Origin of the sequence: Denitromonas ohlonensis (assembly GCF_007625205.1) — a bacterium.
Classification (GTDB): Bacteria; Pseudomonadota; Gammaproteobacteria; order Burkholderiales; family Rhodocyclaceae; genus Nitrogeniibacter; species Nitrogeniibacter ohlonensis.
This window is the reverse complement of the sequence record NZ_VMNI01000007.1, coordinates 85,847-111,149: the sequence shown is the minus strand read 5'-3', so window position 1 is coordinate 111,149 and position 25,303 is coordinate 85,847. Positions and strand designations below refer to the sequence as shown.

Annotated in this window: 29 protein-coding genes; 18 read left to right on the top strand and 11 right to left on the bottom strand. The window is 65.0% G+C overall.

Annotated elements, in window-relative coordinates; all coding sequences use genetic code 11:
• Positions 1-15 precede the first annotated feature (15 nt).
• Positions 16-645, top strand: a complete 630-nt coding sequence (locus tag FHP89_RS07735) for a YbhB/YbcL family Raf kinase inhibitor-like protein (RefSeq protein ID WP_144172767.1) — start codon at positions 16-18, stop codon at positions 643-645.
• A gap of 46 nt (positions 646-691) precedes the next feature.
• Here the strand turns inward: FHP89_RS07735 and FHP89_RS07730 are convergent, their stop codons facing one another.
• The 7 genes from FHP89_RS07730 to FHP89_RS07700 form a co-directional block, all read right to left on the bottom strand.
• Complete coding sequence (locus FHP89_RS07730; RefSeq protein ID WP_144172765.1) at positions 692-1,948, bottom strand: 6-phosphofructokinase; 1,257 nt, start codon at positions 1,946-1,948, stop codon at positions 692-694.
• A gap of 81 nt (positions 1,949-2,029) precedes the next feature.
• A complete protein-coding gene (adk, locus tag FHP89_RS07725; protein ID WP_144172763.1) occupies positions 2,030-2,683 on the bottom strand; it encodes an adenylate kinase in 654 nt (217 codons plus the stop codon).
• 70 nt (positions 2,684-2,753) lie between these two features.
• A complete protein-coding gene (gene kdsB, locus FHP89_RS07720) occupies positions 2,754-3,530 on the bottom strand; it encodes a 3-deoxy-manno-octulosonate cytidylyltransferase (protein WP_144172761.1) in 777 nt (258 codons plus the stop codon).
• The gene (locus FHP89_RS07715; RefSeq protein WP_144172759.1) at positions 3,527-3,712 is read right to left on the bottom strand and encodes a Trm112 family protein; all 186 of its coding nucleotides are present in this window, start codon (positions 3,710-3,712) and stop codon (positions 3,527-3,529) included. Before FHP89_RS07715 ends, kdsB begins: the two co-directional genes overlap by 4 nt.
• Positions 3,693-4,709, bottom strand: coding sequence for a tetraacyldisaccharide 4'-kinase (gene lpxK / locus FHP89_RS07710; protein WP_144172757.1), 1,017 nt, complete (start codon positions 4,707-4,709; stop codon positions 3,693-3,695). Before lpxK ends, FHP89_RS07715 begins: the two co-directional genes overlap by 20 nt.
• Before the next feature lie 16 nt (positions 4,710-4,725).
• Positions 4,726-5,142 (bottom strand): ExbD/TolR family protein, encoded by a 417-nt coding sequence (locus tag FHP89_RS07705; RefSeq protein ID WP_144172755.1) that lies wholly within the window; start codon positions 5,140-5,142, stop codon positions 4,726-4,728.
• A gap of 12 nt (positions 5,143-5,154) precedes the next feature.
• Positions 5,155-5,763, bottom strand: a complete 609-nt coding sequence (locus FHP89_RS07700) for a MotA/TolQ/ExbB proton channel family protein (RefSeq protein ID WP_144172753.1) — start codon at positions 5,761-5,763, stop codon at positions 5,155-5,157.
• A gap of 357 nt (positions 5,764-6,120) precedes the next feature.
• Here FHP89_RS07700 and xseA point away from each other — a divergent pair, with 357 nt between their 5' ends.
• From xseA to FHP89_RS07660, 8 genes are all read left to right on the top strand, one after another.
• Entirely contained in the window at positions 6,121-7,491 is a 1,371-nt protein-coding gene (gene xseA / locus FHP89_RS07695) for an exodeoxyribonuclease VII large subunit (protein WP_313792160.1), read from the top strand.
• A gap of 87 nt (positions 7,492-7,578) precedes the next feature.
• Positions 7,579-8,163 carry a superoxide dismutase gene (locus tag FHP89_RS07690; protein ID WP_144172750.1) on the top strand — a complete coding sequence of 195 codons (585 nt, stop codon included), beginning with the start codon at positions 7,579-7,581 and terminating at the stop codon, positions 8,161-8,163.
• 145 nt (positions 8,164-8,308) lie between these two features.
• Positions 8,309-8,914 (top strand): sigma-70 family RNA polymerase sigma factor, encoded by a 606-nt coding sequence (locus FHP89_RS07685; protein ID WP_260851516.1) that lies wholly within the window; start codon positions 8,309-8,311, stop codon positions 8,912-8,914.
• Positions 8,908-9,108: a zf-HC2 domain-containing protein gene (locus tag FHP89_RS07680; protein ID WP_144172748.1), complete on the top strand. Its 201-nt coding sequence runs from the start codon at positions 8,908-8,910 to the stop codon at positions 9,106-9,108. Before FHP89_RS07685 ends, FHP89_RS07680 begins: the two co-directional genes overlap by 7 nt.
• 1 nt (position 9,109) lies before the next feature.
• Positions 9,110-9,871, top strand: a complete 762-nt coding sequence (locus FHP89_RS07675; RefSeq protein WP_144172746.1) for a pseudouridine synthase — start codon at positions 9,110-9,112, stop codon at positions 9,869-9,871.
• A 102-nt stretch (positions 9,872-9,973) separates the two neighbouring features.
• A complete protein-coding gene (arsS, locus tag FHP89_RS07670; RefSeq protein ID WP_144172743.1) occupies positions 9,974-10,939 on the top strand; it encodes an arsenosugar biosynthesis radical SAM (seleno)protein ArsS in 966 nt (321 codons plus the stop codon).
• 24 nt (positions 10,940-10,963) lie between these two features.
• A complete protein-coding gene (locus FHP89_RS07665) occupies positions 10,964-12,361 on the top strand; it encodes a sodium:solute symporter family transporter (protein ID WP_144172741.1) in 1,398 nt (465 codons plus the stop codon).
• Positions 12,358-13,284, top strand: a complete 927-nt coding sequence (locus FHP89_RS07660) for a hypothetical protein (protein ID WP_144172738.1) — start codon at positions 12,358-12,360, stop codon at positions 13,282-13,284. Before FHP89_RS07665 ends, FHP89_RS07660 begins: the two co-directional genes overlap by 4 nt.
• Positions 13,285-13,337: 53 nt before the next feature.
• Here the strand turns inward: FHP89_RS07660 and FHP89_RS07655 are convergent, their stop codons facing one another.
• Positions 13,338-14,273: an SdiA-regulated domain-containing protein gene (locus FHP89_RS07655; protein ID WP_144172736.1), complete on the bottom strand. Its 936-nt coding sequence runs from the start codon at positions 14,271-14,273 to the stop codon at positions 13,338-13,340.
• Positions 14,274-14,289: 16 nt separating this feature from the next.
• Entirely contained in the window at positions 14,290-14,961 is a 672-nt protein-coding gene (locus tag FHP89_RS07650; protein WP_144172734.1) for a lamin tail domain-containing protein, read from the bottom strand.
• Between the two features lie 197 nt (positions 14,962-15,158).
• Between FHP89_RS07650 and FHP89_RS07645 the strand changes: the two genes are divergently transcribed.
• A complete protein-coding gene (locus tag FHP89_RS07645) occupies positions 15,159-16,058 on the top strand; it encodes an HD-GYP domain-containing protein (protein WP_222105337.1) in 900 nt (299 codons plus the stop codon).
• Between the two features lie 67 nt (positions 16,059-16,125).
• On the opposite strand, the gene infA is transcribed toward FHP89_RS07645, so the two are convergent.
• Positions 16,126-16,368 (bottom strand): translation initiation factor IF-1, encoded by a 243-nt coding sequence (gene infA / locus FHP89_RS07640; protein WP_144172732.1) that lies wholly within the window; start codon positions 16,366-16,368, stop codon positions 16,126-16,128.
• A gap of 462 nt (positions 16,369-16,830) precedes the next feature.
• Between infA and FHP89_RS07635 the strand changes: the two genes are divergently transcribed.
• The 8 genes from FHP89_RS07635 to tal all read left to right on the top strand — a co-directional run bounded on the left by FHP89_RS07635 (position 16,831) and on the right by tal (position 24,887).
• Positions 16,831-18,981, top strand: a complete 2,151-nt coding sequence (locus tag FHP89_RS07635; RefSeq protein ID WP_144172729.1) for an FAD-dependent oxidoreductase — start codon at positions 16,831-16,833, stop codon at positions 18,979-18,981.
• A gap of 13 nt (positions 18,982-18,994) precedes the next feature.
• Complete coding sequence (locus FHP89_RS07630; RefSeq protein ID WP_144172727.1) at positions 18,995-19,804, top strand: DUF547 domain-containing protein; 810 nt, start codon at positions 18,995-18,997, stop codon at positions 19,802-19,804.
• A complete protein-coding gene (locus FHP89_RS07625) occupies positions 19,794-20,525 on the top strand; it encodes a DUF1223 domain-containing protein (RefSeq protein ID WP_144172725.1) in 732 nt (243 codons plus the stop codon). Before FHP89_RS07630 ends, FHP89_RS07625 begins: the two co-directional genes overlap by 11 nt.
• An 8-nt stretch (positions 20,526-20,533) precedes the next feature.
• Positions 20,534-21,229 carry a TIGR04283 family arsenosugar biosynthesis glycosyltransferase gene (locus FHP89_RS07620; RefSeq protein ID WP_144172723.1) on the top strand — a complete coding sequence of 232 codons (696 nt, stop codon included), beginning with the start codon at positions 20,534-20,536 and terminating at the stop codon, positions 21,227-21,229.
• Entirely contained in the window at positions 21,204-21,845 is a 642-nt protein-coding gene (locus FHP89_RS07615; RefSeq protein WP_260851515.1) for a TIGR04282 family arsenosugar biosynthesis glycosyltransferase, read from the top strand. Before FHP89_RS07620 ends, FHP89_RS07615 begins: the two co-directional genes overlap by 26 nt.
• Positions 21,846-21,910: 65 nt before the next feature.
• A complete protein-coding gene (locus FHP89_RS07610) occupies positions 21,911-22,645 on the top strand; it encodes a DUF3047 domain-containing protein (protein ID WP_186300170.1) in 735 nt (244 codons plus the stop codon).
• The gene (locus FHP89_RS07605) at positions 22,642-23,742 is read left to right on the top strand and encodes an FAD-dependent oxidoreductase (RefSeq protein ID WP_144172719.1); all 1,101 of its coding nucleotides are present in this window, start codon (positions 22,642-22,644) and stop codon (positions 23,740-23,742) included. Before FHP89_RS07610 ends, FHP89_RS07605 begins: the two co-directional genes overlap by 4 nt.
• A gap of 68 nt (positions 23,743-23,810) precedes the next feature.
• Complete coding sequence (gene tal / locus FHP89_RS07600) at positions 23,811-24,887, top strand: transaldolase (RefSeq protein ID WP_144172717.1); 1,077 nt, start codon at positions 23,811-23,813, stop codon at positions 24,885-24,887.
• Positions 24,888-24,932: 45 nt separating this feature from the next.
• On the opposite strand, the gene FHP89_RS07595 is transcribed toward tal, so the two are convergent.
• Positions 24,933-25,289 carry a RidA family protein gene (locus FHP89_RS07595; protein ID WP_144172715.1) on the bottom strand — a complete coding sequence of 119 codons (357 nt, stop codon included), beginning with the start codon at positions 25,287-25,289 and terminating at the stop codon, positions 24,933-24,935.
• Positions 25,290-25,303: the final 14 nt, after the last annotated feature.

Here is a 25,303-nt window from a genome sequence, read left to right as displayed (position 1 = left end):
CATCAGGAGATGCCCGTGAAAATATCCAGTCGTAGTCTCAAGGACGGCCAGCCGATCGACGGTGCCTACGCGTTCTGTGTACCGGCCACCGAAGGCCATGTCGCACTCAGCGACAACCGCAGCCCGCACATCGCCTGGTCCGACCTGCCCGCCGGCACGCGCTCGCTGGTGCTGATCTGCCACGACCCGGATGTGCCGAGCCAGGGCGATGATGTCAATCAGGAAGGCCGCTCGGTGCCGGCCGATCTGCCGCGCGTCGATTTCTTTCACTGGGTGCTCATCGATATTGATCCCGCCCTCGGTGAACTGGCCGAAGCCGCCTTCTCGTCCGGCGTCACGGCGCGCGGCAAACCCGGCCCGGCGGCGCCCCATGGCACCCGACAAGGCATCAATGACTATACCGGCTGGTTCGCGGGTGACCCGGACATGCGCGGTGACTACCACGGCTACGACGGCCCCTGCCCGCCATGGAACGACAGCATCGTCCATCGCTATGTGTTTACGCTGTTCGCCACGGATCTGGCCAGTTGCCCGATGAGCGAGCGCTTTACCGGCCAGCAAGTCCGGGACGCACTGGCGGGGCACATCCTGGGCCAGGCCGCGCTGACCGTTCGCTACAGCCTGAATCCCGCCGTTCCCGCCTGATCCGCGCTCGCCTCAATGCGGCGCCCTTATCGGGCGCGGCATGGCGTCAGCCGGTGTAGGGGGCGAGCTTCTTGCCTACGGCAACAAAGGTCGGCGGCCGGTAGTCCGGCAAGCCTTCAAAAAACGCGGGGTAGATCTCGCCCGCAATCAGCGGTCGCAACCAGCGCAGCGCCTCACCGGTGAGATCAAAACCCGCGCCGGCGATAAAGTCGGTCGGCAGCCGTCGCTCGGCATTGGCGATCGGCCCCAGTGGCGCCGGCTCAATGCGCCAGCGATAGGGCGCATCGCCTTCACGCACGATCGCCGGCATCACCGCGTCGCGCCCGTTCAGCGCATAGCGCACCGCGGCCTGCCCCACCGCCTCGGCCTGCGCCCGGTCGGTCGCCGACACCAGATGGCCCGCCGCGCGCTGCAGGTAGTCGGGCACCGCCCAGTGATGCTTGTAGCCGAGCCTGTCATGCACCAGCCGCGCCAGCCACTGGCCGATGCCCCCCAACTGGACATAGCCGCGCACATCTTCGTCCTGCTCGACCAGCAACACGCCGTCCTGGTTTCGCACGCCCTCGGCCGCGGTGATCGCGCAATAGCCCAGGCGCTCGACGCAGGCCTGGACACGTGCGAGAAAGGCATCGGCGTCAAAAGGCACTTCCGGCAACAGCAGCACATGCGGCGGGTCGTCCGGCGCCTGCCGGGCCAAGACGGTGGCGGCGGCGAGCCAGCCACAGTTGCGGCCCATCACCTCCATCACAAAAATGCGCCCGCGCCGACCGCTCATGGCACGCAGGTCCATGCCGGCCTCGCGCATGGAGGTAGCCAGATATTTGGCGGCGGAGCCATAGCCCGGTGACACATCGGTACCCACCAGATCGTTGTCCACGGTCTTTGGCACACCAACACAGCTCAGCGGATAGTTGCGCGCGCGGGCGGCAGCCGACAGCTTGAGGACGGTGTCCATCGAACCGTTGCCGCCGTTGTAAAGAAAATAGCCCACGTCATGCGCGGCAAACACCTCGAACAGGCGCTCGAACTGCGCGGGGTTATCGTCCGGCGCATCGAGATCGAAACGGCAGGAGCCAAACGCCCCGCCCGGTTGCCCGGCCAGCGCCGCCAGATCCGGGACGCTCAAGCCCGCGGTATCGAGCAGGTCCTCTCCCAGCACGCCAAGTATGCCCTGGCGCGCGCCAAGCACGCGCCCGATCTGCGCTGGGTGCGTGCGGGCTTCGGTGATCACCCCCGCCGCCGTGGCGTTGATGACCGCGGTCACGCCGCCGGACTGGGCATACAACAGGGTTCTGGGCGCCATCAGGCGAATCTCCGTCGATCAAAAAAACGCGGCGGGCCGGTCGAAACCGGGCACCGCCGCGCTTTGGGTCCTGCGGGTATATCAGCCGAGTGCGTCGAACACCCGTGCGGTGATCGCATCGACCGAGCCCTGCCCGGAAATGACTTTCACCGTCGGGGCCGCGGCTTCGCCCGTGGCCGACCAGCTGCTGTAGTAGTTGAGCAGCGGCTTGGTCTGCGAATGATAGACGTCGAGACGCTTGCGCACGGTCTCTTCACGGTCGTCATCGCGCTGAACCAGATCTTCGCCGGTCACATCGTCCTTGCCTTCGACCTTGGGCGGGTTGTACTTGATGTGGTAGGTCCGGCCCGACGGCAGGTGTGCGCGGCGACCGCTCATGCGCTCGATGATTTCGCCATCGGGCACATCGATCTGCAACACCACGTCGACCTTCACGCCAGCGTCTTTCAGCGCATCGGCCTGCGGTAGCGTGCGCGGAAAGCCGTCAAACATGTAGCCGGCCTGGCAATCGGGCTGCTGAAGCCGGTCCTTGACCAGACCGATGATGATTTCGTCGGACACCAGACCACCCGCGTCCATCACCTTCTTGGCTTCGATGCCCAGCGGCGTACCGGCCTTGACCGCGGCGCGCAACATGTCGCCCGTCGAGATCTGCGGAATACCGAATTTTTCTTTGATGAAATTGGCCTGTGTGCCCTTGCCGGCTCCCGGCGGCCCCAGAAGAATCAATCGCATGAATACCCCCTCCCTGTCTTGATATGCGACCAGGATGCGGCCACCTGCCGCTCCCGACCAACGCGTGAAGTTACCTGCAAACCCCGGACCGGTCAAACACTTGGCGCACCCGCGCCAGGTCGGCTTCCGTGTCCACGCCAGCGGCCGGCGCATGATCGACCGACAGCACCTGGATGGCATCGCCATGCCACAGGGCGCGCAATTGCTCCAGGGCCTCCCACTGTTCGAGCGCACACGCTTCGAGACTGGCGTAGCGACGCAGGAAAGATGCCCGGTAGGCGTACAGGCCGATATGCCGCATTACCGGCAGTCCGGCGGGCACAGTATCGCGTTCTGTCGCCCAGGCGTCGCGCGCCCAGGGGATCGGCGCCCGCGAGAAATACATGGCCCGACCGCGCACATCGGTCACCACCTTGACCACATTGGGATTGAACATGTCATCGGCCGAGTCAATCGGATGCGCCGCGGTGGACATCGCCGCGGCCGGATCCGCCGCCAGCGCCTCGGCCACGCCCCGCACCAGCGCCGGATCGATCAGCGGCTCGTCGCCCTGCACGTTAACCACGATGTCGTCATCCGCCCAGCCCAGCAAGGCCACGACCTCGGCCAGACGATCCGTGCCGCTGGGATGATCGGCGCGGGTCATCACCACCTGCCCGCCCGCCGCACGAACGGCATCGGCCACGCCGGCGTGATCAGTCGCCACCCAGACTTCGTCGGCACCGGCGGACTGTACCCGCTCCAGCACCCGCACGATCATCGGTTTGCCGGCAATATCGGCCAGCGGTTTGCCGGGCAAACGGCTCGACGCGAAGCGCGCCGGAATGACCAGCTTGAAGCCGTTCAAGGCCCGCCGTCCTCGGTCACGGACAGCGTCCGCGCTTCGTCTTCGAGCATGACGGGGATGCCGTCACGAATCGGGTAGGCCAGCCGGCAGGGTTTGCAGACCAGTTCCTGCTCGGTCTTGCGGTAGTCGAGTGGCCCCTTGCACAAGGGGCAGACCAGAATTTCAAGCAGCTTGGCGTCCATGACGGGAAAGCTTCTCCAGAATTGGCTGCAGGGCAGCGTCGGGGATCGAGGCGCGCACCGGAAACACCCATGTGTTCGCCGGCGCGAATGCGGCGCATTTTACCGCATCCTTCTCGGTCAGAATCGTTGCTTCGCCCTCACCGAAGGCCAGATCGGCCGGCGTGAAGGCGTGATGGTCGGGAAACGGATGCGCAATCACCGTCAGCCCCATCTCGGTCAGCTGATCGAAAAAGCGTTGCGGCCGCCCGATGCCGGCCACGGCATGCACCGTTTGCCCGGCGAAATCGGCAGCGACCGCCGCTTGCGTGGCCTGTTCGATGCGCTCAAAGCGCTCGCCGACGAGCGTCATCGCTGCACACTCGACACCGCTCAAACGCCTCGCGAGACCGGGCGAAACCGGACCATGCGTGAGCACCAGATCCGCCTGCCCGGCGCGCCCGATACCTTCGCGCAGCGGCCCGGCCGGCAACAGCCAGCCGTTGCCCAGCACTCGCTCGTCGATCACCACGATTTCCGCCGTGCGCGCCAGCGCGTAATGCTGCAAACCATCGTCGCTGATGATGACGTCGACCTCGGGATGGCCCTCGCACAGCTCACGCGCCGCGGCCGGACGATCTCGGCCGACGGCCACCGGACAACCGGTCCGTCGAGCCATCAACAGCGGCTCGTCGCCCACCTCGTCAGGCCGGGAGCACGCCTCCACGCAGCGCGCATCGGTGCGCTGGCCGCCGTAGCCGCGGCTGATGATGCCGGGCCGGTAGCCGTGTTCGACAAGACGCTGGACCAGCCAGATCACCACCGGCGTTTTCCCGCTACCGCCCACCGCCACATTGCCGACAACAATCACCGGCACCGGCGCAGTCTGCGACGAAAGCACGCCAAGCCGATAGGCCATACGGCGCGCGCCGGAGAGCGCGGCAAAAACAAGGGATACGGGAAGAAGCAGGAGCGCGCGCCAGCCTCGGCGCTGCCACAGGGCCGGCGCTGTCGCCGTCATGCGTGCGCGACCGGGCTCACTCGCCGCGGGTCGCGAAGGTAATCTGCGGCAAGCCGACCCGTTGAGCCGCCTGCATCACATCCACCACACGCTGATGCTGCGCCTTGGCGTCGGCGTTGATCACCACCAGCGGCGGCTTGGCATCGGCTGGCGCAGCGCGCCCAAGCGCCGCGGCGATCGCGTCGATGTCCCGCCCGATCACCGGCACGCGATTGATCAGCACGTCGCCATCGGCGGTCACCGCGATATTGATTTCATTGGCCTGCGTCTGGATGGCGTCGGCGCTGGCGGTCGGCAGATTCAACTCAAGCCCCGAAAACTTCGCATAGGTGGTGGTGAGCATCAAGAAGATGATGATCACCAGCAACACGTCGATCAACGGAATCAGGTTGATCTCGGGTTCTTCCTGCCGGCGGTTGGTCTGAAATCGCATGGATGTTCCCGATCAGCCGCGGCGCTCGCCGTGCACGACCTCAACCAGCTTGACAGCCTGCTGCTCCATGTCGAGCACAAAGCTATTGACCAGCGCGCGGAAATGCCGCCAGAAGATCATGGCCGGAATGGCGATGATCAAGCCGAAACCCGTGTTGTACAGCGCCACCGAAATACCGTGCGCGAGCTGCTGCGGGTTAGCGCCGCCCGGCGTCTGCGAACCAAAGATTTCGATCATGCCGACGATGGTGCCAAACAAGCCCATCAGCGGCGCGATGGACGCAATCGTACCCAGCGTGGTGAGGAAACGTTCGAGGTCGTGCACCACCGTGCGGCCGGCCTCCTCAATCGCCTCTTTCATTACCTCGCGCGAACTCTTCACATTACGCAAGCCGGCCGCCAGCACCTGGCCCAGCGGCGAATGCGCGGACACGCGCTGAATCATTTCCGCGCTCACGCCCTGACGACGCAAGTCGGCAACGACCTTGTCGAGCAAGCCGCGCGGTGCAATCCGGGAGCGTCGCAGCGTGATGGATCGCTCGATAATGAGCGCAACGGCAATGACAGATGCAAACAACAGCGGCCAGATTGGCCAGCCCGCCGCCTTGATGATCTCGAACACGCGCGCAATCCCCTGCGAATCTTTCAAAGGCGGAACTGTAGCGCCGGGCAGGCGATCTCGTCCAGCGCGGTGACCTCAAAGCATTGCAAAGGCAGTGCAAACCGTGTCGCCACAAGGGCTTCGCAGAGACATCCACAAAATCTGTGGATAACTTTGTGGATGAGTTTGATGTGATGCCCCTAAACCCGCTAAATGAAAGGGCTTTTCCTACTTAGATTAAAAATGAGGCAGCAATAAAACATCAATAAAATCAATAACTTGAAAAACACCCGAAGTATTCCATTACATTTTTGCTGGTGCACCGCAGCAAGCCTTGACAATACCAGTCCGGTGTGGATTGCCGATACAATCGCGACCATGGAAACCCAGCCAACACCCGCCAACGCCCCGCCAATGACCTTATCGGTCAGTGACTTGAATCGAATTGCCCGCGAGACGCTGGAAACCAGCTTTCCTCCTTTATGGGTGCGCGGTGAGCTCTCCAACGTGACGCACGCGCCATCGGGTCATATCTATTTCACGCTCAAAGACGCTGGCGCCCAAGTGCGCTGTACCTTGTGGCGCAGCCGTGCACAACGCCTCAGCATCAGCTTGCGGGCCGGCATGCAGGTGGAGTTGCGCGCGCAGGTCACGCTGTACGAGCCGCGCGGGGACTACCAGCTCAGCGTCGAGTCGGTGCGCGAGGCCGGCGTTGGCCATCTGTTCGACGCCTTTGTCCGCCTCAAAGCCAAGCTCGAGGCCGAAGGCCTGTTCGCCAACGACAAAAAGCGCTCGCCACCCCACTATCCGCGCGGCGTGGCCATCATCAGCAGCCTGCAGGCGGCGGCGCTCAAAGACGTGTGCGCCAGCTTCGCGCGCCGCGCGCCGCACCTCAAGCTCGTTTTGCTGCCGACCCCCGTACAAGGCGACGGCGCCGGTGCGCGCATTGCCGCGGCGCTCGACCGGCTGGCACGCATCGCGCCCGTCAAAGGTCTGGACGTGGTGGTACTGGTGCGCGGCGGCGGCAGCATTGAAGACCTGTGGGCCTTCAACGAAGAAGTCGTGGCGCGGGCCATTCGTCGCTGCGCGCTGCCCGTGATCAGCGGCGTCGGCCACGAAACCGATTTCACCATTGCCGACTTTGCCGCCGATCTGCGCGCCACCACGCCCACCGCCGCTGCCGAGTTGGCCAGCGCCGGGTTTTACGCGGCGCCCGATCTGCTGGACCGGCGCCACATCGCCATGCAACGCGCCATGCAACGACGCCTCACCACCGCGCAACAGCAAACCGACCGTATCGCCCTGCGTCTAACCCATCCTCGTCAACGTCTGGCCGACAGCCGCGCCGCCGTAACCGCGTTGGCACAACGCATGCGCATGGCGATGGCCAGCCACACCCAAACCCTGGCGCGCCAGAACATGCACCTGGGCGCACGACTCAGCGCCTTACGGCCGACGCCGGCGCGCTACCAGCCCGCCATCGACGCGCTGCAAAACGCACTGCAACGCAACATCACCCGCCAACTCACTCAGCGACGCACACAGCTCGACGCCCTGGCCGCCCACCTGGACCACCTGAACCCCGAGGCCGTGCTCTCTCGCGGCTACAGCATCACTCGCGACGAACACGGCCACATCCTGCGTGACGCCGCTGCCACGGCCACCAATCATGACATCACGGTGCAACTGCATCGCGGTAAGCTGAGCGCGCGGGTCATCCAGCAACAACCGGCGATCGATAGCGACTGAGCCGCGGCGCGGTTGTCATCCCCCCTCATTCCCGACTAGAATTGTCGGGTTAATTGACTTCAGTCAAGGCTTCAACAAGGAGAAACCATGGAACACGTTTTGCCCCAACTGCCGTACGCCAAAGATGCTCTGGCCCCGCACGTTTCTGCCGAAACGCTGGAATTCCACTACGGCAAGCACCATCAAGCCTATGCCACCAACCTGAACAACCTGATCAAGGGCACCGAGTACGACAGCCTGGATCTGGAAGCCATCATCAAGAAGGCACCGGCTGGCGGCCTGTTCAACAACGCCGCCCAAGTCTGGAACCACACCTTCTTCTGGAACAGCATGACCCCCAACGGTGGCGGTGAGCCGACCGGCGCACTGGCTGCGGCCATCAAGGCCAAGTGGGGGTCCTTCGAAGACTTCGCCAAGGCCTTTACCGCGTCGGCCGTGGGCAACTTCGGTTCGGGCTGGACCTGGCTGGTCAAGAAGACGGACGGCACGGTCGACATCGTCAACACCACCGCGGCCGGCACCCCGCTGACCACCGCCGACACCGCGCTGCTCTGTATCGATGTGTGGGAACACGCCTACTACATCGACTACCGCAACCGTCGTCCGGACTTTGTCGCCACCTTCCTGAAGAGCCTGGCGAACTGGGACTTTGCGGCAAAGAACTTCGGCTGATTTTTCGTCGAAACGCCCTGCAAAAAGGCCGCGACACGTGTCGCGGCCTTTTTGTTTTCCGGCCATGGCGGGCGGCGAATACCCGGGGCATTGGTGTATCCTGCGCCCTGCCCCAACGCGCTGCCCGGCGCCCCAAGGATGTCCCGTGACTTCACCCGCCCCTGACACCCCCAAAGTGACCCCCGAGGCGCTGGCAGCCATGCGCAACGACATGCTGCGCTTTGCCACCTTGCAGTTGCGTGACAGCCATCTGGCCGAAGACATGGTGCAGGACACCATGATCACGGCGCTCAACAAGGCCGAGCAGTTCGGCGGCCGCTCCTCGGTCAAGACCTGGGTATTCGCGATTTTGCGCAACAACGTGCTCGACGCCATCAAGCAGCGCTCTCGCACTGTCAATGCGGGCGACTACATTGCCGAAGGCGAGAGCATGGACAGCGCCTTCGACACCCTGTTCAAGGCCAACGAACACTGGACGCCCGCCGCCCGCCCCACCGACTGGGGCGACCCGGAAGACGCACTGCGCGAGCAACAATTCTGGAAGGTGTTTGACGCCTGCCTCACCCGTCTGCCCGAAAATACCGCACGCGTGTTCATGATGCGCGAGTTCCTTGAGCTCGACAGCAACGAGATCTGCGAGACCTTGTCGATCAGCATGAGCAACTGCCACGTGATCCTGCACCGGGCACGCAACGGCCTGCGCCGCTGTCTTGAGTCCAACTGGTTTGCGGAGGGGGCGTCGGCATGCTGAGTTGCAAGGAAACCTCTCAACTCATCTCGCAAGCACAAGATCGCGAGCTGGGCATCGTCGAGCGCATGCAGCTCGAATTGCACCTGGCCATGTGCAAGGGCTGCAGTAACCTGCGCAAGCAGATGGATTTTCTGCGCGGCGCGATTCGCCGCTATCCGTCCACCGCCGACGACGACACCCCGGTCGACCGCTGACATGCCGGAGGTCGGTGCGCCGGCGGACGACGCGCCGCTGGAGATCCTGTATCGCGACGACAGCCTCGTCGCCATTCACAAGCCCGCGGGCTTGCTCGTCCATCGCACTGCGCTGGATCGCCACGAAACCCGTTTCGCGGTGCAACTGCTGCGCGACCAGATCGGCCAGCACGTCTGGCCGGCCCACCGGCTCGACCGGGGCACCTCCGGCGTGCTGGTGTTCGCGCTCGACGCCGACACCGCCGGCCGCATCGGGCGGCAGTTTGAAGCACAAACGGTGGCCAAGCGCTATGTCACGGTGGTACGCGGCCATCCGCCCGAATCCGGCGTAATCGACCATCCGCTCAGCAAACAGCGCGACGACCGCGAGTGGGTCGATCCACGTGCGCAATCGGCGCCACAGGCGGCCCGCAGCGCCTACCGACGCCTGGCCACCATCGAATTGCCAATCGCCGTCGATCGCTACCCCACCAGCCGTTACGCCCTGCTCGAAGTCGAGCCCGAAACCGGCCGCAAGCATCAGATCCGTCGCCATCTCAAGCACATCGCCCACCCCATCATCGGCGACGCCACCTACGGCAAAGGGCAGCACAACCGGATGTTTGCCGAGCACTTCGGTAGCCAGCGCCTGTTGCTCGCCAGCACCGACCTGTGGCTCAACCACCCGCAAAGCGACAAGCGCCTGCACCTGCAGGCCGCGCCGGCGGACGACTTCATGGCGCTGCTGGCGCAATTCGGCTGGACCGCCGCATTACAAAAATAGCGAAGCGCTGTAAGCTTTTCGCCGCCGCGATGGTCTGACTCCACAGCAGGCCGACGATCCTTCGAATCGGCCAAGAACAACGCCCAATAAAGGAGACGGCGCATGCTCGCCACCTTGCCCCTGCTTCGCAAGACCGCTTTTCCCCCGCTGACCCGCCGCCGCATCGAAACCCTGCAGATCAATCTCGGCTACCGCTGTAACCAGCAATGCCTGCACTGCCATGTGAACGCCGGCCCCAAGCGCACCGAGGAGATGGACAGCGAGACCATCGACGCCATCCTGCGCTTTGTCGACGCCAACCCCGACGTGCGCATGCTCGACCTGACCGGCGGCGCGCCCGAACTCAACCCGCGCTTCCGCCGTCTGGTCACCGCCGCCCGCGCCCGCGGCCTGCGTGTGATCGACCGCTGCAACCTGACCATTCTCAGCGAGCCGGGCTACGAGACGCTGGCCGAATTTCTGGCCGAGCAAGGCGTGGAAGTCGTCGCCTCGCTCCCCTGTTATCTCGAAGACAATGTGAACGCGCAACGCGGCAAGGGCGTGTTCGAAGCGAGCATCAACGGCCTCAAACAGCTCAACGCCCTGGGCTACGGCCAGCCGGGCAATGCGCTGACGCTCAATCTGGTCTTCAACCCACAGGGCGCCGTCCTGCCGCCGCCGCAAGCGCCGCTCGAAGCGGCCTACAAGACCCACCTCGGCGAACACTTCGGCATCGTCTTCAACCAGCTATTCACGCTGGCCAACATGCCCATCCAGCGCTTTGGCTCGACCCTGCTCTCCAAAGGCAGCTTTAACCGCTACATGGATCTGCTCCAGTCCGCGCACCGCGACGACAACCTGCCCGGCGTGATGTGCCGCACCCAGATCAGCATCGACTGGCAGGGCAATCTGTATGACTGCGACTTCAACCAGATGCTTGAAATGCATACCGAAGACGCCGACGGCCAGCGCCTGAACATTCGCCAGGTCACCGCACAACAACTCGAAGGCGGGCGCATTCAGGTGGCCGGTCACTGCTACGGCTGCACGGCCGGGCAAGGCTCGAGCTGCGGCGGCGCGCTGAGCTGAACCCGGAAAGACACGAGGCCGACAATGGACTTCTCCAACACACAAGGCGTGTACTTCTGGGGCTTCCTGGTGGTCTTCGGGGTGGTGATGTACCTCATCTCCCCCAAGGTCAAGGATGAGGGCGGCTTCTTTCGCGGCACTGACACCGAAGGCCGGCCGGCGTCCTCCTGGGCCTTGATGATGAGCATCTTCATCAGCTGGATCTTCGCCAAATCGGTCACCAACGCGGCCAACCTCGGCGCCGCCTACGGCATCGTCGGCGGGCTGGCCTACGCCACCTATTGGCTGTCGATCCCCTTTGCCGGCTGGATCATCTACCGCCTGCGCACCCGCGAAGGGGCGACCGGGATGGTGCCCTTCCTGATCGCCAAATACGGGCGCTTCGCTGCCATGGCCTTTTCGGCCGCGATCCTGGTGCGCCTGTACAACGAAGTGTGGAGCAACACCGCGGTGGTCGGCGGTTACTACGGCGAGTCCGGCTCCTTCGCCTTCATTGCCTCGGCACTGCTGTTCACCGCCGCCGTGCTGCTCTACAGCCTCAAGGGTGGGCTGCGCAGCTCGATCTTTACCGACGTGATCCAGGCCGTGGTGTTCGTGCTCTTCCTCGGTCTGGTGCTGATCTGGATCGTGCCTACCCACGGCCCGGTGGCGCTGCTCACGGAGGGTAATTTCGCGCTCGACGCGGGCGCCGACCTGCTGCTGGTCGCGCTGCTGCAGGTGCTGTCCTACCCCTTCCACGACCCGGTGCTGACCGACCGCGGCTTCATCACGCGCGAAAAAACCATGCTGCGCGCCTTTGTGGTCGCGGGCGTGCTCGGCTTTTTTGCGATTCTCGCCTTCAGTCTGGTCGGTGTCCACGCCAAACTCGAAGGCATCGCCGCTGCCGGCAATGCGCCCGCACAAGTCGCCAAAGGCCTCGGCCTGGCCGGCTTCTTTGCCATGAGCGTAGTGATGATTTCTTCGGCCGCCTCAACGCTGGATTCGACCTTCACCTCGCTGTCCAAGTCGGTCGCGCACGAGCTGCCGCTACTCGCCGGGCGCACCCCGGGCACCCGCGCCATCCGCAACGGCGTGGTGACCATGGCGGTGTTCGCCCTGCTCGGCAACCTGCCGATGATCGCCGGTACCGACATCCTCAAGGCCACCACGCTGTCGGGCACCATGGTGATCGGCCTGGCGCCGGTGTTTCTGCTCTCGCGCTGGGTCGGCTTCTCGCCGCTCTCCTTCCATCTCGCCTTCTGGAGCGGCATGACGCTGGGCGTGATGCTCGCGCTCGGCGCGATCCCCGCCAGCTGGGCCATCGGCACCGGCAAGTACGGCCTGCTGCTGGGCACCAACCTGTACGGCCTGATCCTATGCACCGCCGGCTTCCTGCTGCCACTGGCGCTCGGCCACCGGCGCAGCACGGCCGAAGCCGCATGAACGCGGCCGGCCGCGTCTGTCCGCTGCGCTACCGCTATGGCGCGGCGACCATTGCCACGGCACCCGAGCGCCTCGCCGAAACGCTGTACGTGGTCGGTGGGCTGTACGGCAACACCGCCGCACTCGATGCGCTGCTCGCCATGGCCGACGCCGAACCTGGGCCGGTCACCCTGTGCTTCAACGGCGATTTCAACTGGTTCAATGTCGATGACGCCGGCTTCGACCGCGTCAACACCGCAGTGCTTAAACACGACGCCATCCTCGGCAACGTCGAAGCCGAACTCCAGCCCGAGGCCGACGACGCCGGCTGCGGTTGCGCCTATCCCGATACCGTCGACGCCGACGTGGTGGCACGCTCAAACCAGATCCACGCCCGCCTCAAAGCCACCGCCGCGCGCCACCCGGCCCATCTCGCCAAACTGGCCACCTTGCCGATGTTTGCGCGCTACCGCATCGGTGCCTTGCGCGTCGGCGTGGTGCACGGCGACGCCAATGCGCTGGCGGGCTGGGATTTCGATGTCAGCCGCCTGAACGACGCCTCCCATCGCGCAGGCTTGACGCCACAGTTTCACACCGCCGACGTGGACGTCTTTGCCAGCAGCCACACCTGCCTGCCCGTATGCCGACAGTTCGCCGACGGCAAGGTGCTGATCAACAATGGCGCTGCCGGCATGCCGAACTTTAGCGGCACGCAACATGGCATTCTCACCCGCATCAGCCGACACCCCTGCCCGCATCCGGTGCTGTATGGCGTGCGCGTTGGCGCGCATCGCATCGAGGCCCTGGCGCTGCATCACGACGTCGCCGCGTGGCAGGCCGATTTCATTGCCAACTGGCCACCGGGCAGCCCGGCGAATCAGTCGTATTTTGACCGCATCGCGAACGGCCCTATCTTCACGCTGGCGCAAGCCGCGCCGGGGTAAACAAAATCGGCCGAGGCATGGCCCCGGCCGTTCTCGTCAATGCCGCACCGATATCAAACGCTGCGACGACGCACCCGATGTGCCAGCCCGGCCAGACCGACCAGCATCATTGCCCAGGTTTCAGGCTCGGGCACCGGCGAGAGCACGAACAGGCGCGAGTTCGGCGTGCCAGAATCTTCGGCCACCAGGTAGATGCGGCCGAGCTCATCCACCGTAACGCCCTCGATCGCCTGGCTGGTGATGCCGGCCAGGTCGAAGCGGCTCAGCGTGTTGCCGGCGCGGTCAATCTCCAGCAAGGTCTGCGACCCCAGACTCAGCACCAACAGATTGTCAGCCGCGGCGGTGCCGGCCAGCGCATCGATGGGCGACAGCGTCTGAACATCTGACAGCGTGCTCACCCCGAGCATGCTGGCGTCAAACAGCGGTGTCATGGTCGAGATGCCGCCACCGGCGGCGAACGTCAGCGAACCGGCACGCACTTCCATCGGGCTGTCCTGCCTGACCGACACGAAGCTGCCGTCACGCGGGTCATAGCTGATGCCTTCGATGCCGTTGTTGGCATAAGCGTAGTCGGAGATCGACGCCCATGGTGCATTGGCCAGCGACACGCTGCCACCGGCGACGTAGTTGAACTGGAAAGCATCCTGAAGGCGCTCTTCGGCCACCACCAGCACACCGCCACCCAGATAGGTCAGGCCCTCGGCATCGTTGTGACGGGTCGTCGCCGGCCAGGCGCTGAACGCCATTGACGAGAGGGTCTGGCCCGTCAAGGACACTTCCACCACACCTTCGCCCTCGTCTCCGACAAAGAACAGCGAACTGCGATCGCGGGCATAGGTGACGGCGGACGCTTCCAGGCCCATCGTCCCGAGCGAATCGAGCGTGTAATTGCCGGTCACCGAATAGGTCGATAGATCAATCGAATTCGCGGCGTGGGCAACGGAGCCGAAAAGCGCCAGCGTGGCGACGAGACAATGCATGCGTTTCATGGCCATGTCTCCTCGATCAGCGCGCGGCACGACGGCGGGCAATGCCACCGACCAGGGCCAGACCCGCCAGCATCAGTGCATAAGTTTCGGGCTCAGGCACCGGCGCGGCAACGTAGAAACCCGGGTTGCCGACGTCACCGCTCTTCGCCGCATAAGAGCCGAAGCTGTCGCCGGCGCTCGCCAGCACCCAGTTGGCGGTCACGGTGGTCCCGGCCAGGTCGGCCGCGCTGAGCGGGTTGCCGGTAGCGTTCTGGGTGCGCACCGTGCCGGCAAAGACCTGGTCACCATAAGTGAGGCGGTCGATCAGGCTGCCCGACGCATCAAACAGATTGATTTCATCCCCGCGGCTCAGATTATTGGTATATCCACCCAGGACTTTCACCCCGGCGGCCAGCGACCAATCGAGACGGAAATCGGTCTCGGCACTTTCGGTAATGATCACCGACTCACCGACACCGACCAGGCCAAAGCCTGACAGATCGAATACACCGGCCAGACGGCTCTCGTCGTCATAACTCCAGCCGGCGAAGTCCACCGCCGAGTTGCCCATATTGGTGAACTCGACGAATTCACCACTGCCGCCGCTGTACATCCATTCGGTGATCTGGATGTCCGCCACTGACACCGCCGAAAATGCCGGCCCCGACAGCAGCATGGCCAAACCAACACCGCAAAGCGTCTTCTTCATCGCACTGACCTCATCGTTTTTTTGTTTAGACCACGCCGACCGATCCCGATCGGCCATGGATGACGCCATGCTAGCGATGATGTGTGACGATTCGACGACGGGCTGATACACCGTTGGACAGATGCCCCGATTGACTCAATTTCCGCGCGCCCGCGCCGATAATATTGGTATCGACCATCGCCGGAATCACCGCCCCCATGCCACTTTGGCCCTTTTCTCGACGTCGCCCGGACGCTCAAGGCGCCCAGCAATTGATGCACACCTTGCTGGCCATGGCCTGGGTGGTGGAAGCGCGCGACCCCTACACCGGCGGTCACCTGTGGCGCGTGTCGCGTCTGGCCGAAACACTCGCCCGCCGCGCTGGCTTGGGCGAGCGGGACGTGGCCCGCATCGCCGTGGGCGGGTTTCTGCATGATCTGGGGAAAGTCGGCATTCCCGACGCGATCCTGCGCAAGCCGGACCGGCTCACCGGCATTGAATTCGACATCGTCCGCACCCACCCCGCCGTCGGTGCGCGGCTGCTCGCTGGCCACCCCCTGGCGGCGCTGGCGGTCGACGCGGTGCTGTCGCATCACGAACGCCCTGACGGCAAGGGCTACCCGGCCGGGCTCGCTGCGGACGACATCCCGCGCGATGCACGGATCATCGGTATCTGCGACGCTTTCGATGCCATGACCAGCGCCCGCCCCTATCGCAAAGGCATGCCGATCGACACCGCGCTGACCCACATCCGGGAAAATCTCGGCAGCCAGTTCGACGCTCGTTTCGGCGAGCATTTTCTCAGCCTGGTCGACACCGGCGCCCTGGAACATATCGTCGGCCACACCGACGAAGGCATTCCGCTGCTCGTCTGCATGATGTGCGGCCCCACCCTGGTGGCGCGCCGTGAGCAAACCACTGGCGGCACCCTGTTCTGCCCGCAGTGCAGCGGCGAATACCGCCTCGCCACCGGCGCAAAGGGGCAACTCGAAGCGCGCCAGACCGGCGGCGTCGCCTCGGCCGAGGATCTCGCGCCCGCCGCCGACAACGCACTCATTCAGCGCTTTCTGAACGGCGCAGCGCGCAGCGCGTGGGCCAGCGGCGTCATTGACACCTAGCTTCGTCACCCACGCTGGACGTAAAAAAACCCGGTTAGACCGGGTTTTTTCATGATGTCGCCAGCGCTCAGTGCGGGCGGCGCTGCTGAACTTCCTTGTGACGGAAGCTGATGCGCGCTTTGGACAGGTCGTAGGGCGACATTTCGAGCGTCACCCGATCACCGGCCAGGATCCGGATGCGAAACTTGCGCATCTTGCCCGAAGCGTAGGCTGCCACATCCATGCCGTTGTCGAGCTTGACCAGAAACCGGGCATCGCGAAGCACTTCCTGCACTACACCTTCGAACTGGATCATTTCTTCTTTTGCCATAAATGCTCTCTCCTAATCTGTTGTGGGTCCGGCGATGCCATCGGTGCGGCAGTCAAAAACACGCCCCTCACGACTGGCGAGCGCGCCGGTTTCAATTCTTTAGCTGGCGGCAGGCAATTGTTGCCCGGTGCCGACGGGCTGCCCGGACAGACAACGTCCAGACGCAATTGACGGGACCACGCCCGACGTTCCGACCACCCCGGCGCCTCGAAGGCCTGCCAGAATGGCGAGTAAGACGGCGCTTGTTGCGCCATGCTGATTCGATGCGGCCACCTGCTGGCGGTTTCGCGACCGAGATAAGGGCTTCATTCTACTCGATTTTTGTGCCTCGCACAAAAATCTCCTGCCATAGCGCGACAATTCACTGTCAGGTTTTCGCCCCCTGAACGGTCTGAACCATCACAAGCTCGCTGGCGTGCCATCTCGCCATGCGGCAATCAACTCAGGGAGTGCCGTGAGGCCATGAACAAGAAAAAACTCGGACTCGTCATCGTCCTGCTGGCCCTGATCACCAGCTATTTCATCTTCGATCTGGGGCGCTTTTTCAACCTCGATTTCTTCAAGAGTCAGCAAGCGGCCATCGAAACCTATCGCGCCGCCAACCCGTGGGCGACCGCCGGCATTTTCTTTGCCGTGTATGTGACCGTGACCGCGCTGTCCTTTCCCGGCGCCGCCGTGCTCACCCTGGCCGCTGGCGCGATCTTCGGACTGCTGACCGGTCTGCTCATCGTCTCCTTCGCCTCCTCCATCGGCGCGACGCTGGCCTTTCTCGCCTCGCGCTTTTTGCTGCGCGACTGGGTGCAAAGCCGCTTTGGCGATCGCCTCAAGGCGCTCAACGCGGGCGTCAAAAAAGATGGCGGCTTCTACCTCTTCACGCTGCGCCTGGTGCCGGCCTTGCCGTTTTTCGTCATCAACCTGGTGATGGGTCTGACCCCGATCCGCACCACCACCTTCTACTGGGTGAGCCAGATCGGCATGCTCGCCGGCACCATCGTGTACGTGAATGCCGGCACCCAGCTGGGCCAGATTGATTCGCTCTCCGGCATTCTCTCGCCGGGTCTGATCGGCTCCTTCGCGCTGCTCGGCATCTTCCCGCTCATCGCCAAAAAGATTGTCGCTGCGGTGCAGGCCAAAAAAGTCTATGCCCGATGGGCCGACAAGAAGCCCGCCACCTTTGACCGCAACCTCGTCGTCATCGGCGGCGGCTCGGCCGGTCTGGTGACGTCCTACATCGCTGCAGCGGTGAAGTCGAAAGTCACGTTGATCGAGCGCCACAAGCTCGGCGGCGACTGCCTGAACACCGGCTGCGTGCCGTCGAAAGCGCTGATCCGCTCGGCCAAGTTTTTGTCGCATGTCGAGCGCGCCCAGGAATTCGGCATCGACTCGGCCGAAGCGAAAATGGACTTTGCCAAGGTGATGGAACGCGTGCAGTCGGTAGTCAAGGCCATCGAACCGCACGACTCGGTCGAGCGCTACACCGGCCTGGGCGTGGACGTGGTCGAAGGCTCCGCCAAAATCACCTCGCCCTGGACGGTCGAAGTGACCCACAACGATGGCCGCATCGAGACGCTCACCACCCGCGCCATTGTCATCGCCACCGGCGCCCGCCCCTTCGTGCCGCCCATTCCCGGCATCGACGAGATGGATTACCTCACCTCCGACAATTTGTGGGCGCTGCGCGAACAGCCGCGCCGCCTGCTGGTGCTCGGCGGCGGCCCGATCGGCAGCGAGCTGACACAAGCCTTCGCCCGCCTGGGCAGCCAGGTGACGCAAATCGAGATGCTGCCGCGGATCATGGCGCGGGAAGACGAAGACGTCTCGCAACTGGTGATGGAACGCTTCATCGCCGAAGGCATCGATGTGCGCGTCGGCACAAAAGCCAAGCAATTCGTAATCGAAGACGGCGAAAAAGTGCTGATCGCCGAACACGAAGGCAAGGATGTGCGCATCCCCTTCGACGCCGTGCTGGTCGCCGTCGGCCGCGCCGCCAACCTGACCGGCTTCGGCCTCGAGGAAATGGGCATCCCGACCGGCAAGACGGTGGAAACCAACGAGTTTCTGCAGACGATCTACCCCAACATCTACGCCGCAGGCGATGTCGCCGGCCCCTTTCAATTCACCCACACTGCCGCCCATCAGGCGTGGTACGCCGCGGTCAATGCCTTGTTCGACCCGTTCAAGACCTTCAAGGCCGACTACTCGGTGATCCCCTGGGCCACTTTTGTCGAGCCGGAAGTCGCCCGCGTGGGCTTGAATGAAGCCGACGCCAGGGCCGAGGGCATTGCCTACGAAGCCACCAAGTTCGGCATCGACGATCTCGACCGCGCCATCGCCGACTCGGAAGCCCACGGCTTTGTGAAAGTGCTCACCGTGCCGGGAAAGGACCGCATTCTCGGTGTCACCATCGTGGGCGAACACGCCGGCGACCTGATCGCCGAATACGTGCTGGCCATGAAGCACGGCATCGGTCTGAACAAGATCCTCGGCACCATTCACATCTACCCGACCATGGCCGAGGCCAACAAATACGTCGCCGGCGAATGGAAGCGCGCCCACGCCCCGCAGAAGCTGCTCGAATGGGTCGGCCGCTTTCACGCCTGGCGCCGCGCGTAAAGAAGGTAGGACGATGACACGCCTCACTTCCCTCCTGCTGGTGGCCAGCCTCACCCTGTTCAGCGCCGCTGCGCAGGCCTTTGATCACAGCCATGCCGCCTGGAACACGCTGCTCAAGCAACACGTCGTGGTCAATGCTGCCGGCAACGCGTCGGCGGTGCGCTACGCCGCGCTGAAGAAGGATCGCGCCCCGCTCAAGGCCTACCTCGACGCCGTGTCGGCCGTCACGCCCGCCGACTACGCCAGCTGGCCGAAGCCGCAGCAACTCGCCTTCCTGATCAACGCTTATAACGCCTACACCGTCGAACTGATCCTCACCCGCTATCCTGATCTGGACTCAATCAAAGACCTCGGCAGCCTGTTCTCCTCGCCCTGGAAACAGACATTTTTCACCCTGCTCGGTCAGGAAGAGAGCCTGGACGGCATCGAACACGGCCGCATTCGCGCCGCCGGCGCCTTCGACGACCCGCGCATCCATGCCGCCGTGGTCTGCGCCTCGATCGGTTGCCCGATGCTGCGCAACGAAGCCTTCGTCGCCGAGCGGCTCGACACCCAGCTCGAAGACGGCATGCGCCGCTTCCTCTCCGACCGCAGCCGCAACCGCTTCGACGCGGCCAGCAACACACTCTACGTCTCGAAGATTTTCGACTGGTACGCCGACGACTTCGCTCGTGGCCACAGGGGTTTTGACTCGCTCCAAGCCACCTTCGCCCACTACGCCGAGGCGCTCGCCGACACGCCGGAAGCCGCAAAAAAACTGCGCGCCAGCGCGCCGAAGATCGAGCACCTCGATTACGACTGGAGGCTCAACGATGCCCGCTAAACCGCTATTCGCCCTTGCCGCCGCGCTGTGCGCCGGTGGTGCCGTGGCCGCCGAATGCACCGCCAGCAGCGGCCCCCTGCAAACCCCGCTGGTCGAGCTCTACACTTCCGAAGGCTGCAGCTCCTGCCCGCCGGCCGATCGCTGGTTGGGCACGCTCAAGCAATCCAGCGACACCGTGGCCATCGCCTACCATGTCGACTACTGGGACTACATCGGCTGGAAAGACCGCTTCGCCGAGCCGCGAAATGGCCAACGCCAGCGCAACAAAGTGGCGCTCACCGGCGGACGCACGGTCTACACCCCGCAAATCATGATCAACGGCCGCGACAGCCGCGCCTGGCGCGGAAACGACCCGCTGGCCGGTGTCACCCGGGGCGCTGCGACAGCACATATCCAGCTCACATCCGCCAAGGCACCCGCCGGCGCGACAGTCAGCGTGCGCGCCACGGCGCCGAGCGACCGCCAGACGCAGCTTGTTGTCGCACGCTATGAAAATGGTCATCAAAGCGAAGTCAAAGCCGGCGAAAATAGGGGCGAGACGCTCAGCCACAGCTTTGTGGTGCGCGACTGGGAGACCCGAGCCATGCCGACCAAGGCCCCACTGAACGCCGATGTACGCTTCCTGCCGCAAGAGAAAACGGGCGGCGTCGTCGCCTTTATCGAAGACCTGCGCAGCGGCGAGGTGCTACAAGCCCTGGCCTTGCCCGACTGCCACAGCTGATCGCGCCCATGCCGACACCGACGCTGTCGATCATCCTCCCCGTGCTCAACGAAGCCGCCGGCATCGCGTCGGTGCTCGCCCCGCTGCAAGCGCTGCGGCCAGCGGGCGTCGAGTTGATCGTGGTCGACGGCGGCAGCACGGACTACACCGCCCATCTCGCCACCCCGCTGAGCGACCGGCCGGTCAGCGCGCCGCGCGGACGCGCCAGCCAGATGAACGCTGGCGCGGCCATGGCTCGGGCCGACCGGCTGCTCTTTCTGCACGCCGACACCCGCCTGCCGGCCGGCGCGATCCCTGCCATCCATGCCGCACTCGACACCCACCTGTGGGGACGCTTCGATGTGCGCATCGAAGGAACACACCCCATGCTGAGCGTCATCGCGACGATGATGAATTGGCGCTCGCGGCTCACCGGCATCGCCACTGGCGACCAGGCCATCTTCGTCACCCGCAAGGCCTTCAAGCAGGTCGGCGGCTTCGTCGATCAGCCGCTGATGGAAGACATCGCCTTTTCGCGCAACATGAAGGCCCTCGGCCGCCCGGCCTGCCTGCGCCAGCGCGTCACCACCGCCGGCCGCCGCTGGGAGGCGCACGGCGTGTTTCGCACCATGGTGCTGATGTGGCGGCTGCGCGCCGCTTACGCCCTCGGCGCCGATCCCGTCGATCTTGCGAGACGCTATGGCTATGCGCCCCGCCAGTCCTGAGTCCGTGCACATCGCGGTCTTTGCCAAAGCGCCGATCGCCGGTACCGCGAAGACGCGCCTCATCCCCGCGCTCGGCCCAGCCGGCGCCGCACGACTGCACCGGCAACTCGTCCGCCACGCCGTCGCCACCGCGCACACCGCCCGGCTCGGGCCGGTCAGTCTGTGGTGCGCCCCCGACGCCACCCACCGCTTCTTCCGTGCACTGGCAGCCACCACCGGCATTCCCCTGCACGTGCAGCATGGCGCGCACCTCGGCGAGCGCATGCATCACGCGCTCCGTGCGCTCACCACCACCGCGCCCACGCTACTGATCGGCACCGACTGCCCGATGCTCGACGCCGGCATGCTGCAAGCGTGCGCCAGCGCCTTGCAGCGCGGCGACGACGCCGTCTTCCTGCCCGCGGAAGACGGCGGCTATGCGCTGGTCGGCCTGCGCCAGCCACAGCCGGACGTGTTCCGCGACATCGACTGGGGCAGCGGCGCCGTCATGGCGCAAACCCGCGACCGCCTGCGCGAGTGCGCTTTGCGCTGGGCCGAGCCTGCCACGGTGTGGGATGTCGATCGCCCGCAAGACCTCGACCGCCTGCAACGCAGCGCCCTGCTCACCGCGCGATGAGCGGGAACACGCATGCCCCCTGTCAGTCACATTGCATTCGAATCCGCCCGCCGGAGCCCCGATTCATGTCGCCTCGCGTCATCCCGCGCCTGTGCCTCAGTGCAGCGCTCATCACGCCACTGGGCGCCACCGCGCTCACCACCCAGCCTGCGCCCTTTACCGACGCGCCCACCGGCACGCCCCCCGCCAGCTGGGTGTACACCCAAATCAACAAGGATCTGCCTGGCACTGACTTCTCGATTGTTCAAGAATCGACCGGCAAGGTGCTGCGCGCCTACTCGAAGTCCGCCGCCTCCAGCCTCGTCTATACCTTGCCTGACGCCGTCACCGCCAACACGCGACTGCAATGGCGCTGGAAAGTCTCCGAGGCCGTGCCGAAATCGGCCATGGCCAACAAGGCCACCGATGACTACGCGGCCCGCGTGTATGTCTTTTTCGACTACGACAAGTCGCGCCTGCCCTTCACCGACCGGGTCAAGATCGACATGGCGCGCACGCTCTACGGCGCCGATTTGCCCACCGCCGCGCTGTGCTACGTCTGGGGCACGGCCGATGCCATCGGCGCCATCGCGCCCAACCCCTACACCGATCGGGTGCGCATGATCGTCCTCCAGCGCGGCGACGCCAAAGCCGGCCAGTGGATTGCCGAATCGCGCGATCTGGCTGCCGACTTCCAGGCGGCGTTTGGCGAGCCCGCCCCGGCCGTCACCGGCATCGCGCTCGGCGCCGACACCGACAACACCGGCGCCACGGTCGAAGCCCGCTTCGGTGATCTGCAACTGGTTCCGATCGTCCAGTGAAGCGCCTCGTCCTGCTCGGCGGCGGTCACGCCCATGTGGTTGTGCTCGACGCGCTGGCCCGCGCGCGCCTGCCGGACACCGAGGTCACGCTCATCTCGCCCTACCCGCGGCAGATCTACTCCGGCATGCTGCCCGGCTGGATCGCCGGCCACTACGCCCTGGCCGACACCGCCATTGCACTTCCACCGCTGGCCGAGCGCGCCGGGGTGCGTTTCAAGCAGGCCCGCGGCGTCGGGCTGGACCTCGATGCCCGCCGTGTGCGGTGTGACGACGGCAGCGAGATCCCCTTCGACTGGCTGTCCATCGACACCGGCCCGACCACCGCCAGCGCGCGCATCGCCGGCGGCACCGACCACGGCATCCCGGTGCGCCCGATCGAAGATTTCGTTACCCGAATCGACGCACTGATCGCCGCCGCCAGCGCCGACCCTGCCTGCAGCGCCGCGATCATCGGTAGCGGCGCGGCGGGTGTCGAACTTGCCCTCGCCCTGCGCGCCCGTCTGCCCACGCTGCCGCTCGCGCTGATCGGCAGTACCGCCCTGCCGCTCGACGGGCTTCCCGGCCGCTTGCAGCGCCGGGCGCGCCGCCTGCTCGACGCACGCCACATCCGCTGGATCGGCCAGCGCCGTGCCAAGGCCATCGACACCGACGGCGTCTGGCTGGACGATGGCCAACACGTCCGTGCCAGCCATGTGCTCCAGGTCACCGGCGCCGCCGCGCCCGAGTGGCCTGCGCAGTCCGGCCTGGCCACCGACGCGGGCGGCTTCATTCGCGTCGGCCCGACGCTGCAATCGACATCCCACCCCTTTGTGTTCGCCGCCGGCGACGTGGCTGCCTACGCAGATCCGCGCCCGAAGTCCGGCGTCTTTGCCGTGCGCGCCGGGCCGCCGCTGGCCGACAATCTGCGTCGCAGCATCACGGGCGGCACGCTCCAGCGCTGGCAAGCGCAGCGCCGCGCGCTGTATCTGATCAGCACCGGCGACCGGCGCGCCCTCGCCGCGTGGGGGCCGTTGTCCATCGAGGGCGCCTGGGTGTGGCGCTGGAAAGACCGCATCGACCGCGCCTTCATGGCCCGTTTCAGCCAGCACGGTCGGTGAGGTGACTTTCGATTGACGGCGTTTGCGGGCACAATGGACCGCTAACAATTATTCGACTCGTTTTCCCCATGAATCGTCTTCTCGAAGTTCGCAAACTCGGCCAACAAATCTGGCTCGACAACCTGTCCCGCAGTCTCATTCGTGATGGTCACCTCGCCCGCTTCGTGCAAGAAAACGGCGTTGCCGGCGTCACCACCAACCCCGCCATTTTTCAGAAAGCCATCGCCGGCGGTCGCTATTACGAAGACGATCTGGCCCGCCTCAAGGCCGAGCCGATCACGGCCGAAGCGCGCTATGAGCGGTTGGTGATCCCCGACGTCCAGGCCGCCTGCGACCTGCTGCACGCCACCTGGTCCGACGCCAAGGGCGAGGCCGGCTATGTCAGCCTCGAAGTCTCGCCCGCGCTGGCCCATGACGAAGACGGCACCGTGGCCGCTGCACACCGCCTGCACGCCGCCGTCGCCCGCGACAATGTGCTGATCAAGGTGCCTGCCACCCCCGCCGGCGTCCGCGCCATCGAGCGCCTGATTGCCGACGGCATCAGCGTCAATGTCACCCTGCTCTTCTCACTCGCCCAGACCGACGCTGTCGCCGCCGCCTATGTGCGCGGCCTGAGTGCACGCGCCGCCGCCGGCAAACCCGTGACCGGCGTGTTTTCGGTCGCCAGCCTGTTCCTGAGCCGGGTCGATACTTTGGTCGATAGCCGTCTGGACGAAATGGATGACAGCGCCCGCGAATTGCGCGGCGGCACCGCCGTCGCCATGGCGCGGCTCGCCTACCAGGCCTATCGCAACCGTTTCCATGGCGAAGAATTCGACGCGCTGCGCGCCCAGGGCGCCCGCCCACAATACCTGCTGTGGGCCAGCACCGGCACCAAGAACCCCGCCTACAGCGACCTGCTCTACGTCGAACCCTTGATCGGCCCCGAAACCGTCAACACCCTGCCCGACGCCACCCTGGCCGCACTGCTCGACCACGGTCGGGTGCAGCTCACGGTCGACAGCAACACCGTCGGCGCACAGGCGCACTTTTCAGGCCTGGCCCGCCGCGGGCTGGATATGAGCGCTATCGGGGATGAACTTCAAACGGCCGGTCTGGCCCAGTTCGAAACCGCTTTTGCAGAACTGCTCGCCGCGACAGCGTAATTAAACGGCCAGCGGCATTGCGCCGCTGGCCCGGTATTCAAACGCTCAAACGGCCGCGACGATCGTAATTTCGACCCGCAAGGCGGGCGAGGCCAGACGCGCCTCAACGGTCGTCCGGGCCGGCGCAGCCCCCTCAGGCAACCACGCCTCCCACACCGCGTTCATCGCCGCAAAATCAGCCATATCGGTCACATGAATCAGCGCCGACAGAATGCGGCCGCGATCACTGCCCGCTTCCGTCAGCAAACGATCCACCCGCGACAGCATCTCAGTTGTTTGAGCCGTCACATCGCCCGGCTCGTCGATGCCGCCTGCGGTCTGCCCGCACAAGTAGACCAAGCCGCCATGGCGGACAATTTTGGACATGCGCGGACCGGTGTGCATCCGTTCGATTTCAGACATCGTGACTCCTTGTT